This window comes from Pseudoalteromonas sp. T1lg24 (assembly GCF_002964745.1).
Taxonomy (GTDB): Bacteria; Pseudomonadota; Gammaproteobacteria; order Enterobacterales; family Alteromonadaceae; genus Pseudoalteromonas; species Pseudoalteromonas spongiae.
In genome coordinates this window covers 66,862-84,009 of record NZ_PQCB01000001.1, presented here as the reverse complement: position 1 = coordinate 84,009, position 17,148 = coordinate 66,862, and the positions used below count along the sequence as shown (strand labels likewise).

General features: G+C 42.1%; 13 protein-coding genes. 6 read left to right on the top strand and 7 right to left on the bottom strand.

The features are described from left to right. Positions 1-27: 27 nt before the first annotated feature. Positions 28-1,374: a membrane-bound lytic murein transglycosylase MltF gene (mltF, locus tag C2M30_RS00320; RefSeq protein WP_105170267.1), complete on the bottom strand. Its 1,347-nt coding sequence runs from the start codon at positions 1,372-1,374 to the stop codon at positions 28-30. Positions 1,375-1,578: 204 nt separating this feature from the next. On the opposite strand from mltF, the gene purL reads away from it, so the two are divergent. The 4 genes from purL to C2M30_RS00300 all read left to right on the top strand — a co-directional run bounded on the left by purL (position 1,579) and on the right by C2M30_RS00300 (position 8,652). Next, the gene (purL, locus tag C2M30_RS00315) at positions 1,579-5,463 is read left to right on the top strand and encodes a phosphoribosylformylglycinamidine synthase (RefSeq protein WP_105170323.1); all 3,885 of its coding nucleotides are present in this window, start codon (positions 1,579-1,581) and stop codon (positions 5,461-5,463) included. 443 nt (positions 5,464-5,906) lie between these two features. After that, positions 5,907-6,131 (top strand): FeoA family protein, encoded by a 225-nt coding sequence (locus C2M30_RS00310; protein WP_010562077.1) that lies wholly within the window; start codon positions 5,907-5,909, stop codon positions 6,129-6,131. A gap of 15 nt (positions 6,132-6,146) precedes the next feature. Beyond that, on the top strand, positions 6,147-7,952 hold the full coding sequence (gene feoB, locus C2M30_RS00305; protein WP_105170266.1) for a ferrous iron transporter B: 1,806 nt from the start codon (positions 6,147-6,149) through the stop codon (positions 7,950-7,952). A gap of 190 nt (positions 7,953-8,142) precedes the next feature. Next, positions 8,143-8,652: a DUF2780 domain-containing protein gene (locus C2M30_RS00300; protein WP_105170265.1), complete on the top strand. Its 510-nt coding sequence runs from the start codon at positions 8,143-8,145 to the stop codon at positions 8,650-8,652. A 42-nt stretch (positions 8,653-8,694) separates the two neighbouring features. On the opposite strand, the gene C2M30_RS00295 is transcribed toward C2M30_RS00300, so the two are convergent. The 4 genes from C2M30_RS00295 to C2M30_RS00280 all read right to left on the bottom strand — a co-directional run bounded on the left by C2M30_RS00295 (position 8,695) and on the right by C2M30_RS00280 (position 12,841). Beyond that, positions 8,695-9,084 (bottom strand): hypothetical protein, encoded by a 390-nt coding sequence (locus C2M30_RS00295; RefSeq protein WP_105170264.1) that lies wholly within the window; start codon positions 9,082-9,084, stop codon positions 8,695-8,697. A gap of 41 nt (positions 9,085-9,125) precedes the next feature. Then, a complete protein-coding gene (locus tag C2M30_RS00290) occupies positions 9,126-10,586 on the bottom strand; it encodes an NAD-dependent succinate-semialdehyde dehydrogenase (RefSeq protein ID WP_105170263.1) in 1,461 nt (486 codons plus the stop codon). Continuing rightward, the gene (locus C2M30_RS00285) at positions 10,573-12,216 is read right to left on the bottom strand and encodes an FMN-binding glutamate synthase family protein (protein WP_105170262.1); all 1,644 of its coding nucleotides are present in this window, start codon (positions 12,214-12,216) and stop codon (positions 10,573-10,575) included. The genes C2M30_RS00290 and C2M30_RS00285 overlap by 14 nt, the downstream gene beginning before the upstream one ends. Before the next feature lie 199 nt (positions 12,217-12,415). After that, complete coding sequence (locus C2M30_RS00280) at positions 12,416-12,841, bottom strand: hypothetical protein (RefSeq protein WP_105170261.1); 426 nt, start codon at positions 12,839-12,841, stop codon at positions 12,416-12,418. Positions 12,842-12,980: 139 nt separating this feature from the next. On the opposite strand from C2M30_RS00280, the gene C2M30_RS00275 reads away from it, so the two are divergent. After that, positions 12,981-13,520, top strand: coding sequence for a GNAT family N-acetyltransferase (locus C2M30_RS00275; RefSeq protein WP_105170260.1), 540 nt, complete (start codon positions 12,981-12,983; stop codon positions 13,518-13,520). 453 nt (positions 13,521-13,973) lie between these two features. Here C2M30_RS00275 and C2M30_RS00265 read toward each other — a convergent pair whose 3' ends face one another. Further along, the gene (locus C2M30_RS00265; RefSeq protein WP_105170259.1) at positions 13,974-14,876 is read right to left on the bottom strand and encodes an HNH endonuclease; all 903 of its coding nucleotides are present in this window, start codon (positions 14,874-14,876) and stop codon (positions 13,974-13,976) included. A 110-nt stretch (positions 14,877-14,986) separates the two neighbouring features. After that, positions 14,987-15,487, bottom strand: a complete 501-nt coding sequence (locus C2M30_RS00260; protein WP_105170258.1) for a V3/V1b-type arginine vasotocin receptor — start codon at positions 15,485-15,487, stop codon at positions 14,987-14,989. 645 nt (positions 15,488-16,132) lie between these two features. On the opposite strand from C2M30_RS00260, the gene C2M30_RS00255 reads away from it, so the two are divergent. Continuing rightward, entirely contained in the window at positions 16,133-17,086 is a 954-nt protein-coding gene (locus tag C2M30_RS00255; protein WP_105170257.1) for a ribonuclease Z, read from the top strand. The last annotated feature ends 62 nt before the right edge of the window (positions 17,087-17,148 follow it).

The following is a 17,148-nucleotide window of genomic DNA, read 5'->3' as shown; positions in this document are numbered from 1 at the left end:
TTCACAGTGGTGAATTCAACTATTGTGTTACTGATCTTGGTTTTCATCAAGCCAAACGAGCGTGTCGTAATAGCGGCGAATATTATCGACATATTTAACGGCGACATCGCCACGGGCGAACCCGTATCTTGTTTGGCGATAGTAGCGCTTTTTAATCAGTAACGGTAAATGTTTTTTCACATCTGCCCATTTGTCGGCATCGCCACCTGCTTTTTCAGTTAGCACGCGAGCATCTTCCATATGACCAAAGCCCACATTGTAAGCCGCAAGCGCAAGCCAAGTACGGTCTGGTTCTTTTATGCGTTCGGGCACGCGATTAATCAGTTTTTCTAAATAGATGCCGCCACCACGAATATTTTGTTCTGGTTCAAGGCGGTTTTTAACACCCACCGATTTAGCAGTGGGCAAGGTCAACATCATAATACCGCGTACGCCAGTGGGCGATTTGGCACGTGGGTCCCACATCGATTCTTGATAACTTACCGCTGCCAGTAAGCGCCAATCAAGGCTGCGTGAATATTGCTTAAACCAATCTCGGTATTTAGGTAATACATCACGAACTGCTTCTATATAAGCGAGGGTATTGATGTAGTTAAACTGACGAACGTGGCCAAAATATTTTTCTTCTAGGTTTTGTAATAGGCCTGTTGAGCGTGCATAACCAAAAAACTCAATCGCCATTGCATATAAACTGTCGTCATCATTTTGTTGTAGCATCCAAGCGACTGGTTCTTCACGGGTCACTGAAAAGGCAATACTAAGTTCTGGGTGATAGCGGCGAAATAGCGCCAAAGTGTGCGAGTCAGCAATGGTGTAATCGAATTTGCCATCAATAATGCCTTGTAATAATTCGGCTTCATCAAACTCTTCGGTTTCAACCCATTGTAAGTTCTCAAAATTGGCTTTTGCTTTTAATAAACTGGCAGCATGAGCGCTTTTGGCTATAACGGTAACAGGGGCATCTAGCTGTGAAAAATTACGCGGTCTTTTGCGCCCTTGTTTATAAACTAGTTTTTGACTGATTGAGCGATATTGCGGGGCAAAACGGTATGTATTTAAACGCGATTTGTTTAGGGTAAGGCCTGAGGCGAGAATATCGATTTGTCCTTTTTCTAGCTTGTTAAGCATGTCTTTAATTGAGAAAAAAGGAATGATTTCGAGTTCTGCGTCAATAAAGTTTGCGAATGCTTTGGCGAGCTCATATTCAAAACCTAGCTCACCATTGGCACTAATATAGTAGGTACTTTCGCCGGCAAGCGTGCCGATACGAACTTTATCTTTTTGTTTAATTTGGCCGAGGTGTGTTTCTGCGACAGGCTCTGAGCATGCTGCCAGCAAAAAAATAACCAGTGTAATTACAACGCGTTTTAGCACTCAAATCCTAAAATAACTAACCCCTACAAGCTTGTTATAACAGATAAAGTCCCGATCGTCACGAGGACTAATGTCCTATACATAAAATTCGAATTTGCCTATTTTTGTCTATTTTTTGATTTTTATTTAAATCTCATGTCATTTTCCACTATAATGTGCGCCCATAAATCTTCGTTCAATCCTTAACCCCGGATGAAAATACCTATGTTGATCCTACGTGGTGCACCTGCACTTTCTGATTTTAAAGTTCAAAAGATCCTTAAAACCTGCGCTGACGCCAATTTACCAGTGACTGGTGTTTACGCTGAGTTTATGCATTTTGCTGATTTAACAGCAGAACTTTCAGAGTCTGAGTTAGACAAACTAAATAAGCTATTAAAGTATGGCCCGACCATTACTGAACATACGCCTGAAGGTGCGCTCATTTTAGTGACGCCGCGCATTGGTACCATTTCTCCATGGGCATCAAAGGCAACTGATATTGCTAACAACTGTGGTTTAGACAAAGTACACCGTGTTGAACGTGGTATTGCTTACTATGTTGAAGGCGACCTAAACGCTGAGCAGTTAAATGACGTTGCTAAGCTAGTTCATGACCGTATGACAGAGTCTGTGCACAACAGCCTTGAAGATGCAGGTCAGTTATTCCGCGTAGAAGAGCCGCGCCCAATGTCATCTGTAGACATTCTTGGTGGTGGCCGTGAAGCGCTTGTGACTGCAAACGTAGAGCAAGGTTTCGCATTAGCGGATGACGAAATTGATTACCTAGTAGAAAACTTCACAAAACTAGGTCGTAACCCGAACGACATCGAGTTATTCATGTTCGCACAGGCGAACTCAGAGCACTGTCGTCACAAGATTTTCAACGCTGATTGGACAATCGACGGCGTAGAGCAGCCTAAGTCGCTGTTCAAAATGATCAAGAATACTTACGAAACGCACCCAGAAAACGTACTGTCTGCTTATAAAGATAACGCAGCGGTAATGAAGGGTTCTAAAGCGGGTCGCTTCTTCCCAAATAAAGAAGGGGAGTACAGCTACAATCAAGAGAACATTGAAATCTTGATGAAGGTTGAAACGCACAACCACCCAACGGCAATTGCGCCATTCTCTGGCGCATCAACTGGTTCTGGTGGTGAAATTCGTGACGAAGGCGCAACAGGTCGTGGTTCTAAGCCAAAAGCAGGTCTAGTTGGTTTTACTGTATCTAACCTTCGTATTCCTGGCTTCGAGCAGCCGTGGGAAACTAACTTCGGCAAGCCAGGCCGCATCGTTGATGCACTAGATATCATGATTGACGGCCCGCTAGGTGGCGCGGCGTTCAACAACGAATTTGGTCGTCCTAACCTACTTGGTTACTTCCGTACTTACGAAGAAAAAGTTAACAGCCATAATGGTGAAGAGGTGCGTGGTTACCACAAGCCAATTATGCTTGCAGGTGGCCTTGGTAACATCCGTACTGAGCATGTTCAAAAAGGTGAGATCCCAGTTGGCGCCAAGCTAATCGCGCTAGGTGGTCCTGCGATGAACATTGGTCTTGGTGGTGGTGCTGCGTCATCAATGGCATCTGGTCAGTCAAACGAAGACTTAGACTTTGCTTCTGTACAGCGTGAAAACCCAGAGATGGAACGTCGTTGTCAGGAAGTTATCGACAAATGTTGGCAGCTAGGTGACGAAAACCCAATCGCGTTTATCCATGATGTGGGCGCGGGCGGTCTTTCAAACGCATTCCCTGAGCTTGTAGACGACGGTGGCCGTGGTGGTAAATTCCAACTACGTAACATCCCGAATGATGAGCCGGGCATGGCACCGCACGAAATCTGGTGTAACGAATCACAAGAACGTTACGTATTGGCAGTAGCGGCAGAAGACTTCGCACGATTTGAAGAAATCTGTAAGCGTGAGCGCGCACAGTACGCTGTAATCGGTGAAGCGACAGAAGAGCGTCACTTAACAGTTGCAGATAGTCACTTTGATAACAACCCAGTAGACCTTCCACTTGAAGTACTACTTGGTAAAGCACCTAAGATGCACCGTGACGTTGAGTCAAAAAAGGTATCTGGTGAAGCACTTAACACAAATAGCATTGATGTAGAGGAAGCGGCTAAGCGTTTACTTCGTCTACCAACGATTGCTGAAAAAACATTCCTTATCACCATTGGTGACCGTACGGTTACAGGTCTTGTGGCACGTGACCAAATGGTTGGCCCTTGGCAGGTACCAGTGGCAAACTGTGCGGTAACAGCTGCAGCGTTTGACACTTACCACGGTGAAGCTATGTCAATGGGTGAGCGTACACCTGCAGCACTTCTAAACTATGGTGCATCAGCACGTTTAGCTGTAGCAGAAGCGTTAACGAACATTGCCGGCGCAAACATTGGCGGTCTTGAGAACATCAAGCTATCTGCAAACTGGATGGCAGCAGCAGGTCACCCAGGTGAAGATGCGGGTCTTTACGAAGCAGTAAAAGCTGTAGGTGAAGAGTTATGTCCAGCACTTGGTCTAACGATCCCTGTTGGTAAAGACTCAATGTCGATGAAGACAACATGGCAAGACGACGGTGAAGACAAAGCGGTTACAGCACCTCTTTCTCTAGTGATCACTGCATTTGGCCGTGTAGAAGACATTCGTAAAACAGTTACGCCTCAGCTTCGCACTGATAAAGGTGACTCAAGCCTAATCCTAGTTGATTTAGGTGCCGGTCAAAACCGTATGGGTGCATCAAGCCTTGCACAGGTTTACAAGCAGCTTGGTGATAAGACGCCTGACGTTGATAGCCCAGAGCTATTAAAAGGCTTCTATGAAGCGATGCAAGCACTTGTAGCTGACGAGAAGTTACTTGCTTACCACGACCGTTCAGACGGTGGTTTATTCACAACGGTTGCTGAAATGGCATTCGCCGGTCGCACAGGTGTAACTGTAAACCTTGATAGCCTAACAGGCTCAAACATCGAAGCACTTTATAACGAAGAGCTAGGTGCGGTAATTCAGGTTCGCAACTCTGACCTTGCAGCAGTTGAAGCTGTGTTAGCAGATAACGGCCTTGCGGCAATCAGCCATACTATCGGTGCACTAAATACTGAAGACAAAGTAATCTTCAACCGTGGTGGCGAAGTTGTACTTGCAAATACACGTACTGAGCTACGTACTATTTGGGCTGAGACAACTTACAAGATGCAAGCACTTCGTGATAACCCAGAGTGCGCTAAGCAAGAATTTGATGCGAAATTTGACGAAAAAGATCCTGGTCTTAACGTTAAGCTAAGCTTCGACCTAAACGAAGACGTAGCAGCACCTTATATCGCAACAGGAGCTAAGCCTAAGATGGCTATCCTACGTGAGCAAGGTGTTAACTCACACGTTGAAATGGCAGCCGCGTTTAACCGTGCAGGTTTTGCAGCAGTAGACGTACACATGAGTGACATCCTTGAAGGTCGCCTAACGCTAGAAGAGTTCAAAGGCCTTGTAGCATGTGGTGGTTTCTCTTACGGTGACGTACTAGGTGCGGGTGAAGGTTGGGCTAAATCAATCCTATTCAATGACATGGCACGCGATCAGTTCCAAACATTCTTTGAGCGTCAAGACACGTTTAGCTTAGGTGTGTGTAACGGTTGTCAGATGCTTTCAACACTGAAAGAGCTTATCCCAGGTACTGAGCACTGGCCACGTTTTGTAACTAACAAGTCAGAGCGTTTTGAAGCACGTTTCAGCCTTGTTGAAGTACAAGAAAGCCCGTCAGTATTCTTCCAGGGTATGGCTGGTTCTCGTATGCCAATCGCAGTATCTCACGGTGAAGGTCACGCTGAGTTTGCAAACGACGCAGCAGTGAAAGCAGCACTTGAGTCTGGCACAGTAGCTGTTCAATACGTTGATAACTTTGGTAACCCAACTACGCAATACCCGAACAACCCGAATGGTTCACCAGAAGGTATCACAGGTATTACATCACTTGATGGTCGTGCAACAGTAATGATGCCACACCCAGAGCGTGTATTCCGTGCAGTTGCTAACTCTTGGCACCCAGATGAGTGGAAAGAAGATAGCCCGTGGATGCGTATGTTCCGCAATGCTAGAAAGAATATCGGCTAATACTTAGCTGAAAAGAAAAGGTCGCGATAGCGGCCTTTTTTGTATATGAAAATTAAGACCGACAAAAATATCGGGAACATTTTTGAACAGCGCAGCTGGCCCGAAGGGCGAAAGGCAGGATGCCTGAAGTCATCGAAGTTTCGCAGCGTGTTTTACGCGAGTCATGGATGACGATTACTGCGTAACGCACCGGGCCGCATCTTCAGGACGAATTAGTCTGCACTGCCTCAACTTGATTTAATTGAAAGGTCACTTCGGTGGCCTTTTTTATTATCTAAAATAAATATTTAAGTTAAATAAGATTAGTAACTTTTACAGGGTTTTAATTTAATTAATAAATTAATTTTTATTTATATAAAGTTTAGATAAATATTCAAATTGCATTGAGCTTTGTTGTAGAAAAGCGCATACTGGCGGCAAATATTTAACTGCGAATAAGTATCATGACGATTTGTGATGTTCCCGTAAAGCAACAGGCGACAATAGCGCGCTTGTGTCCAAGTTTAGATTCCGCCGTCGCTCAACGACTAGAGGAAATGGGGTTCGCTGAAAATGCGTTAATAACCTGCATACGTCGCACACCGTTCAATGGTCCCATTGTTTATCAAGTGGGGGATTGTGTTTACTCACTCGAACCTGCAATAGCTAAACGTATTTACATCGCGTAAACCGTAAGAACCCTCATGAAACGAATTTTATTAGTTGGTAAGCCCAACTGTGGTAAAAGTTTGCTTTTTAATCAGTTAACAGGCTTAAAGCAAAAAGTTGCTAACTTTCCAGGTGTCACAGTCGAGCTTAAAAGTGGTCAATTTAATGACTTTGAAGTAGTTGATTTTCCAGGTACCTATTCGCTAAATACGCTTTCAAAAGATGAGCAGATCGCAGTCGAAAAGCTAAATGAGGCGATTAATCAAGACGACACCGAAGTGATTGTAAATGTACTAGACGCAACGCGATTAGAGCGCAGTTTGGTATTTGCATTGCAAGTGCAACATTTAGCACAGCAACATAATAAAAAGGTCGTGTTTGCACTTAACTTAATTGATGAATTACAGCGCTTTAATCATCAAATAGATGTCGCACAACTCGCTAAAGATTTGAATGCTCCAGTATTTGCTTTGTCAGCAAAAACGCTTACAGGTGTAACTGAGTTTCAAAAAGGCTTAGTTGAAATTGCTAAAGCACCTTTTCAGCAAAATCTTCATTCAGATCCTAGTAAAAACGTGCAAAGTGCTAAAGCGCTTGCAAAAAAATATGCAATTGCCAGCGATATTGTGCTTAAGAAGCAAAATGTTATCGATAACTTTTTGTTAAATAGCGTGTTTGGCGCTGTGGCATTTTTTACAATTATGTTTTTATTGTTTCAGAGCATTTTCACATGGGCTGCGCCGTTAATGGATGGCGTAGAAATGCTTATTGGTGATACCGCCGCGCTTGTTACAGGCTTATTGCCAAGTGGCATGATGCAAGACTTTACAGCAGATGCCTTGTTTGGTGGTGTGGGTTCTTTTTTAGTATTTGTGCCGCAAATTATGGTGCTGACGTTTATCATAGGTCTGCTCGAAGACAGTGGTTATTTGGCACGAGCTGCTTTGATATGCCATAAGCCTTTGAGCTTCTTTGGTTTGTCTGGTCGTAGCTTTATTCCTTACCTATCTGCACATGCCTGTGCGATACCTGCCATTATGGCCGCCAGGACCATAGAGTCACCGCGTAAACGCCTGATCACTATGATGACCATTCCCTTGATGTCATGCTCTGCGAGATTGCCGGTTTATGCCTTGTTAGTTGCGGTATTTATTCCGGCAGATCACACAGTACTTGGGGTCTTTAACTTACAAGGTACCGCATTTTTTGCCCTGTATTTATTTGGCATTGTGATGGCGCTGATTGTAAGTGCATTATTGAGTAAGTCTAAAATGACAGAGCAGAGCCAGTCTGAAATGCCATTTATTTTAGAACTGCCAACCTACCGGATGCCCCATTGGAAACCACTAATGCACCGTGTTTTGAACAGTGGCATTTATTTTATTAAACGCGCCGCACCGGTTATTTTTATTGTGTCTGTGGTGATTTGGGTACTGGGTTATTTTCCGCAAAATGCTGATTTAGAGCATTCGTTACTTGGTCAATTTGGTCAGTTTATCGCACCAGTGTTTGAACCACTTGGTGTAGATTGGCGCTATGGTGTGGCAATCATGATGTCGTTTTTGGCGCGAGAAGTCTTTGTCGGTGCGTTAGGCACACTGTATGGCATGGAAGGCGCTGATGAAAACATTGCAGGATTAGCATCACAAATTATGGCTGATGGCTTACCACTTGGTACTGGCATTGGTTTAATGCTGTTTTATGTAGTGGCATTACAATGTGTAGCAACCGTGGCAACGATAAAAGCGGAAATGGGTAACGCTAAACTCGCATGGGCTTTATTTGTGGTGTATGGATTAGTTGCTTATTGCTTAGCTGCACTTGCTCATTACTTTATATAAACATATTACGTTATGCATTAGGGGCTATTTTCATGGCTCCTTTTCAGCCATTAGGTGCGTTAACGAGTCGATGTTGTGATTCAGTGTTAGGTTGAAGTACCTGAGCGAATTAAATTAATGACTTTTTAATCCCTTAGTTGTTAGTATTGCTCTGTACCTAAATCGGTTAACCCCTTATTGGAAGTAAGTAATGAAAAAATTAACTTTAGTTGTAATGGTAACGGGCGCGTTTTACGCTAATTCTGTGAGTGCGGTTGATTTAAAAAGCACGTTAAATACCGCTGTAGCAAACCAAACAGCAGAAAAAACAACATCAAATGCCTTAGTAAAATATGCATCTGAACAATTGGGGTTATCTGAAGATATCATTGGTTCAGGTATGGGCGCGTTGCTCAAAGTAGCAAAAGATCATGTTAGCCCTGAAAACTTTGCCTTGATTAGTCAAGCATTACCAAATACTAACGGGCTGATCAGTGAAGCGCCTAAATCGTCAATGTCTTCACTAAGTTCAATGCTAGGCAAAGGCGGCGATAAAACTAAACAAGCAGCAAGTCTAGGTTATTTGGATAGTGCGTTTGAAAGCATTGGTATTCCAAAAGAGCAAGTTCCTTTGCTAGTAAACTCATTAGTTGGCTACATGGCGAATAATGGATACAGCAAAGAAGCTAACTTGTTAAAGCAAGGTTTAAGCTTTTTATAAATTTAAAACCACAATAAAAAAGGCCACAATGGCCTTTTTTATTTAAGTTGGGTTTGTATGTAACCGCTTTTCTCGCCATATTTTTAGGTAAAATAACCCGAGAGTCAGCTCGGTGATTATTGCCAAAAAGATCCCCACACCTGCATTATTTAGCGTAAATTCAATACTCCCCAGTATTGCCAAGCCAAACATAATCACCATAAAACTCAAGCTAACAGCTAGCTGTATGGTTTTGTCTGATATTTTGCGTATTTGCCAAGATACCAATGCAAGCCCAAGAAACAGAATGCTTGCTCTACGCCCCATAAAATAGGTTGCATCGCTGGCTTCAATATTAAATAGATAAAAAAGCAGCTCAGGCACTCCCATTAGGGCGACTGAAAGTAACGCAGCGATTAACGCCGTGATAGCTGATAATTTATAAAAACTCATAATTCATCTCCTTTGAAAGTAAACACTGAGAGTGCGAGTTATTAGCTTGATAAATTACCGAAACACAAATACTTAATTTCAAGGTAATCATCCAGGCCAACTTTCGATCCTTCGCGGCCGTAACCGGACTGTTTTACGCCACCAAATGGGGCGGCGGCGTTTGAAATAATGCCTTCATTAATGCCAAGCATGCCAAACTTTAACTGATTGGCTGCGCGCATAATGCGATTAATGTTTTGGCTGTAAAAATAAGCGGCAAGGCCATACTCTGTATCGTTAGCGAGATTGATAGCAGTTTGCTCATCATCAAAGCTAAAAATAGTGGCTACTGGGCCAAAAATCTCGTTTTGTGCAATCTCCATAGTGTTGTTACAGTTGGTTAAAATAGTTGCTGGGTAGCCTGTTGCACTTGCTTCACCTTGGTAGTGAATATGTGCGCCTTCACTTAGCGCTGTATCAACTAATTGTGTGACTTTATCGATTGCGGCTTGATTAATAAGCGGACCAAGTTGCACATCGTTAAGGCCATTGCCTTGTGTTAACTGCTTTAATTTTTCTGTGAAGATGGCTAAAAACGGCTGTTTAATGGATTCGGCAAGATAAATACGATTGGCGCACACACAGGTTTGCCCTGCGTTTCTAAATTTTGCTGCAATTAACCCCGTAGCTGCAGCTTCTAAATCAGCATCGTCAAAAACAATAAACGGTGCATTACCGCCAAGCTCCATCGAAACTCGTTTTACCGTTGATGCGGCTTGTTGGGTGAGTAATTTACCCACAGCTGTGGAACCGGTAAAACTAAACTTGGCAATATCTGGATGGGTTGTTAACACCTCGCCAATGGCTTTAGCATTAGTACCTACAACCACATTAAAAACCCCCTTTGGTATGCCCGCCTGTAGGCTTAATTCAGCCATTGCCAGCGCACTTAAAGGTGTTAACTCTGATGGTTTCACAATAAAACAACAGCCTGCAGCAAGTGCAGCTGCGGCTTTTCGGGTGATCATCGCATTAGGGAAGTTCCAAGGTGTAATCGCCGCAACAACACCAACAGGGGGTTTTGTTACAATCACTTGCTGAGAGCTACTTAGTGCAGGAATAGTATCGCCGTAAACTCGTTTGGCTTCTTCGCAAAACCAATCAATATAACTAATGCCATATTTAATTTCACCGCGCGCTTCCGCCAGTGGTTTGCCTTGCTCTAAGGTGAGTAATAGCGATAAATCGTCAAGATTTTCTGTTAATAGCTCGCCCCATTTTTTAAGTTGAGCTGCTCGTTCGTAGGCTGTGGTACTTTGCCATGCTTGTTGAGCGTTTTTGGCGGCAGAAACCGCATCTTCAACTTGCGTTATCTCAATATCATCAACCTGCAGTAGTGACTCATTGTTAAAAGGATTAACAACATCAAATGAGCTGTTTGATGATAACCACGAGCCGTTAACGAAACTACTTTGTTTAATCAGTGATTGGTTTTTTAACTGCGATAAATTAGGTGTTGTCACGTACTAACTCCTGTGGTTTTAAAATAGTCTCGTCATATACGTAAAAGTGCTCGCTTGAGGCTTGCTGCCACCAGATACTCCAATTGCCAAGTGGCCTATCTTCCAGTATCTCACCTTTGCGTAACGGTTTTATTAAGCTGCCAACCGACATTAGCAAGCCGTAGGGCGTTCTGCGTTTTACCATTTGCGGCAATAGTTTATCGGGGTCGTCTAACCCCATGCTACCGAGTAATTCATAAAAGGCGTGTAGGGTATTTTTATGAAAGTTTTTAACTCGCTCACTTTTACTTTCAACATCGATTGCTTTTGCGCGCGCAGGATCTTGTGTGGCAATGCCTGTTGGGCAGTCGTTAGTATTACAACTGCGAGATTGAATACAGCCTAATGCCATCATCATAGTTCGCGCTGCGTTCACAGCGTCTGCGCCAATTGCAAGTTTTGCTAATAGATCGAATGCCGATGCGGTTTTACCAGAGGCAATAATGCTAATTCTATCGCGAATACCAACGCCAATTAATGCGTTATGAATAAGGTAAACACTTTCAAGGCAGGTCATGCCTAAGCGGTTTGAAAATTCAACGGGCGCAGCACCTGTGCCACCCTCAGCGCCATCAACTGTAATAAAGTCGGGGTAAATATCCAGTTCTAACATGGCTTTACAGATTGCTAAAAATTCGGCAGGGTTGCCTAAACAAAGTTTAAAGCCAACAGGTTTGCCTTGGCTAAGCTCGCGTAATTCAGCAACAAAGTTAAGTAATTCTTTTGGCGTTTTGCACTTGGGATGCGCCGCTGGCGATATACAGTCTTTATCTTGGTCCACTAATCGAATACGTGCTATTTCGTCGGTAATTTTTGCTTTAGGCAATACACCACCATGGCCTGGTTTTGCACCTTGCGATAGCTTTATTTCAATCATTTTAACTTGCGGTAATGCGCTTTTAGTGCGAAATACTTCACGGTCAAAGTCGCCATCTTGTGTACGACACGAAAATAACCCCGAACCGATTTGCCAAACAATGTCGCCACCGTGTTTTAGGTGATAAGGGCTGAGCCCGCCTTCACCAGTATTGTGGTAAAAACTACCTTTATGGGCGCCTAAGTTAAGCGCTTCGATGGCGTTTTTACTTAACGAACCAAAACTCATTGCAGAAATATTTAAGCGAGATGCCGAATAGGGTTGTTTGCAATCCGGACCACCAATTAGCGTGCGCTTATATTCTTCTTTTACGTCACACGGCGCGAGCGAGTGCCATAAACTTAAATAATTTTCTTCCAGTAAATCGCGCTGCGTACCAAAGGCAATAGTATCGCGCACCGATTTTGAACGTTGGTAAACAAGCGAACGTTGCTCGCGGTTAAAGGGTTTTTCTTCGGTGTCGTTGGCAATAAAATATTGCTGTATTTCAACGCGAAATGACTCTAAAAAATAGCGAATGTAAGCAACAACTGGGTACAACCGGTTTAAATTACGCTTTGAGAAAAAGATATCGAAAAAGCCAATCGCACTGTAAAGAAGGGTAAAAATAAACAGTGATAGTGTTAGGTCATCAGGATGCTGTTGCCATAGAAAAAATGTAGTAGCGTTTCCTAAGGTGAGTATTAACCAATAGGTTTTTTGCATAATAGTCATGTAGTTTACTCTTATTTTGCTGACGGATGCGTATAAGAGATAAAGGATTGACGCGAAACGACTAATTTGGGCAACCCTTGCACTCGCCTCTAATTTTGCATAATAACGTGGTCTTTGTCACTGAAAGAAAAAGGAAACCGCATTGGTTTCCTTTTATTCAGAAAGGGTTGGGTTCTGAATGTTTGACTGGTTTTAAAAATTAGCGAGCAAGTTTACGCCAAACTTCGGTTTCTTCTGTGCCATTCACCAACCCTTTGTGGTGCCAGTAAATCACCTCAATACCGTGCTCTTGTTTAGTTTCAAGCCAGCCTTTAAAGGTAAACACTTTACCTTGGTGCTCATTTGAAGTGCCTTTTTCAATATGCTCGCTGTAGCTATCGCCGTCTATGGTAAATTTGCCGGCTAAATACCCTAAGAACTCACCTTGCTGCATATTGTTTAAAGCAAATTTATCGCCTTTCACGGTTTTGATTGCCACAAGTGTTGCGTTATCTGCTTTTAGTACTTCACCTGACGGCGTTTTGTATTCACCTTTAATAAATTGCCAATCACCTTCATATTGGTGGGCAATGGCATTTGATACAAAAAGTGCGAGTGTTAGGCATAGTCCTTTAATTAAATTCATTGGTATTTCCTGTTATTAATGTTTGGTAACAGTTAATACTAAAGGCCTTTTAAAAAGTAGTGTTAGAATCACAAATCAGAAAAAAATAAGAAAAATTCAGCCCATAAATCACATTAATTACCGCTCAGGAGTATAAAAAATGCAGCCATCATCTTCACGCCTTAATTATTCATTTATCACTGAAAAAGATATCGATGATTTATATCAACTCGACCAAGACCCTGCGGTAATGAAATATTTAAATGGTGGCAAGCCAACCACGATGGAAGAAAAGCACACAGTGTTTTTACCGCGTATGGCAAAGTATGCCAATAAAGAAAAAGGTTGGGGTCTTTGGAAAGTTAACATTAAAGAGTCGGGTGAATTTATTGGTTGGATTTTAGTACGGCCAATGCATTTCTTTAATGATGAAACCGACACCCAGTGGCATAACCTTGAACTAGGTTGGCGTTTTAAGCAAAGCTCATGGGGTAAAGGCTATGCAACTGAAGCTGCTAATGCCCTAGTTGAGCAAATTGCGTTAATGCCTGAGTACACGCATATTAGTGCAATTGCGTTAAAAGAAAATGCGGGCTCCATTGGTGTAATGGAAAAACTCGGCATGACGTTTGTGAAAGAGTATATGCATAATGATCCGCTAGGGGATATTCCAGCGGTTTATTATGAAAGGAAGTTATGATTGTCGTATTTATTTTAAGAGCGAAATTTACTTGAGAGCTTATTCTTAACAGTTTTTTATACTTGAAAGTATATTTGTCGCACTGGCGATAGTAGCGTCCGTGCTTTATATCTAGCGCCATCCATGGCGCTCTCTTGTTCATTTTTGTTACACGACAAAAACGAACCAAAAAACGTGCCCCAAAATCAAACTGATTCTTCAAACATAATTTAAATGTGAACATAAACGCCATGAATCGGCATCCATGCCTCAGCATGGCTTGCTCGACCGCTTCGCTCCCTGTCTCGCATTATTCATTTAAATAATGTTTTAAGGTTTGATTTAATGGGTGAGGGTGTAAACTTTGAAGCTGTACAAAAGGTTTAGGCAGTGTGGTGCAAGATGCATGACTTGACCCCAAATGTTTCTCTAAAACCAACGCATAGTAAAAATGCCATGCGTTGCGAATCACTCTTAAACAGTTTGTTTTATGTATTTTTTGAGCAGCTTTGCTTTTAGAGTTTCAGGTTTCATTGCTGGCTTAGTGCGATGAAGCATACGGTGACAATTTGAACAAACCACACAAACGTCATTTAATGTACTGATGTAGTTCTCATCTTTTTCGTGTAGAGGGTTCTTATGATGGCACTCGATAAAATCAGCGCCTAATTCTTTTCCGTACACTGACTCGAAATCAAAATCACAAACCTGGCATATAAAACCAAACTCAGCTTTTGCGTCTTTTACTAACTTAGAGTTACGCTTGAAATACGAAGCTTCACGTACCTGCCTTTCGCCCTCAGCATACTCCTGTTCTGGTGAGTTCTCTCGAATTTCATAGTCACCAAAATCATCGATTTGTAAAAGATGACTGACATAGCCTTCTGAGCCACCAAAATGTTCAAGTCGATCGCTTTTCACACGATAAACATTTCCTGACGGTCGAAAGTTAGGCATATATTGAACATCTTTCTTGAACTGGGTCCAAGTCAGTTCGATATGCTGAGTTTTGAAAAAGAACACGTAGGGGAAATGACTACTTCCCCACAAAAAGTTTGAAAGGTCTAAAAGCTGCTCTTTCCAAAAGCCTTTTACATGACAAAGAGCTGGCATTTCACCATCACCACCAGTGGTCTTAATTAAAAGCATGACATCGTCAACTTTAAGTTGACGAATAACGCTCTTGGCGCCATCAGGAACTCCCCAGACGTTACACCAGCCATCGGGGAACTCAGCTAGAAGCTTATCTTCTATTTCTGCTTTTAGATGAGGTGGACAATGTTCGACGATGTCGGAAACAGCGACTTCACCAAAAACAGTTTTGGGAAAATCTGCATTAGCTCCTTTTAAGCCAACATCATGGAAAAATAACTGCATAACACTTCCTCTGAACTAATACGTATAAAGCCTAACTAAGGGGCTGATAACTGTTGGCTAAAATGTGAAACGAAGTGGAACTGAGACAACTGTTATCAGTCCCGACTTAGTTACTTGTTTGCAGTACTTTCCACTGTTTCTATTGGTTGAGGTTTTAGTTTGTCGTAGATTTCATTTTTTAGATCTTCAGGGACATGAGAAACACTACTTTCGCTACTTGAATCCTTAACCCAACTATTAGCCTCAAGAACACAGTTAAAGCAGAACCAATATACTGCAACAAATAACCAATCAGCATTTAATATTGATGATAACCCAGAGAAAAATATGAATATTAATAAAGCCTTAATTAGCCAACGACTTGCATGAAGTAATGCAATTGAAGAGCCAAAAGTTGAAAATTGCATGTTGTTGCTATTTATATATTCTTTATGCAGAGTATGTTTGACCACATCTATTTTCGAGTACTCTTTAAAGAATATTTTTCCGCTACTTTTAGCTTTATTAAATATGGTTCGAAATAACCAAGAAGAAAATAAAAATACAGCTGAACCAATTAAGCTTTGCTCAAATGGTGTATAGCTATTTATGATTTCTAAAATTGAACTCAAACTGAACTCCTTTTCTTGTACTGCTAACAATTTAATATCGACCCAATGGGTCGTTTTTCTACGAGCCACGGGTCATTTTTATCATTGGACTAGTTCTAACATACTAACTAACTTGTTGCTACAGTTATACTTTTATTCATTATAGAAATTATGAAAAGGATAAAAGCGACCAAATGGGTCGTTTTCTTGAATATAGGAGAAACTCATAGCAACTGGAGATAAAATCAGTATTGAAAAATAATTTTCTAATGACAGTAATTCGCTCACTGTTGACCTTGAAGGCCGCCGCTGAGAAAAACTACCCCCTTTAATCAAACCCGAAAACAAAATTTAAATGAATAATGCGAGACAGGGAGCGAAGCGGTCGAGCAAGCCTTGCTGAGGCATGGATGCCGATTCATGGCGTTTATGTTCACATTTAAATTATGTTTGAAGAATCAGTTTGATTTCTGGGGCGGCTTTTTCTTGGTTCGTTCTTTTTGGTCGTTTAAAAAGAATGAACGAGCGCATCATGGATGATGTGCGATAAATCTCAGGGACGAATGTATTTACATCATTAATTTTCAAAAATCTATCTACTAATTCCATCCCCAATCAATCTCCTCTACAATTTAACTAATACCCCCAAACCCATAGGCTCATAATTTGAAAATTCACTTTTTAGGCACTTCGTCAGCGTGCCCGTCACTTAATCGTAATGTTAGTGCTACTGCGGTGAGTTTTGACTCGACTAAGTCGTGGTTGCTGGTGGATTGTGGTGAGGGGACACAGCATCAAATTTTAAAAAGTGAACTGGCGAGCTACCACTTATCAGTAATTTTAATTACCCATTTACATGGTGATCACTGTTATGGCTTACCGGGGTTAATTGCCTCTATTTCGTTGGCGGGGCGAAAAGAGCCTGTGCATTTAGTAGCACCTAAAGCGGTGATTGATTTTGTGTTAAGCGCACTTAAATTTACTCAAATGGAAACGGGCTTTGAGTTAATTTGCCGTGAAATTGAAGCGATAGATCACGGCCTTGATTTTAGTTTTTGTCAGGTGTCTATTCATCCATTAAAGCACCGCGTACCAAGTGTTGCCTTTAAAATAACGGAGCGAAATATTCCGCGTAAACTGCATCTTGATAAGTTGGCCAATGACGGTGTTGCAACGGGTAGCCATTATAACTTGCTGCAAAAAGGGCGGAATGTTGAATTCCAAGGTAAGTTGTTACGTGCCGAAGAATATACTTTTCCGAGCTGGCAGCCACGCAAGGTGATTATTTGTGGCGATAACGAAAAGCCTAAATTATTGGCCGATGTTGTTGAAGATATCGATTTACTGGTGCACGAAGCCACGTTTACTCATAGCGATTTACATAAAGTAGGGATGCATACCGGGCATAGTGATGCCAAGCGCATTGCTGAATTTGCCGAGTTATACCATATTCCGCGCCTTGCGCTGTTTCATTTTTCAAGCCGCTACCATGGCGAAGGCATGTTAGAACCGCTAGAAAACGAGGCAAAAAGCCACTACTTTGGTGAGTTAGTGTTGGCATTTGATGGCTTAGTCGTTGAAATTGACAAACAAAAGCGCGTGCAAAGCGACTTGTCATAGAAATGACCTGTCACCAAGTGGCTAAATGGTTTAAAATAAAAGCACTTTCATAGATAGTGCGA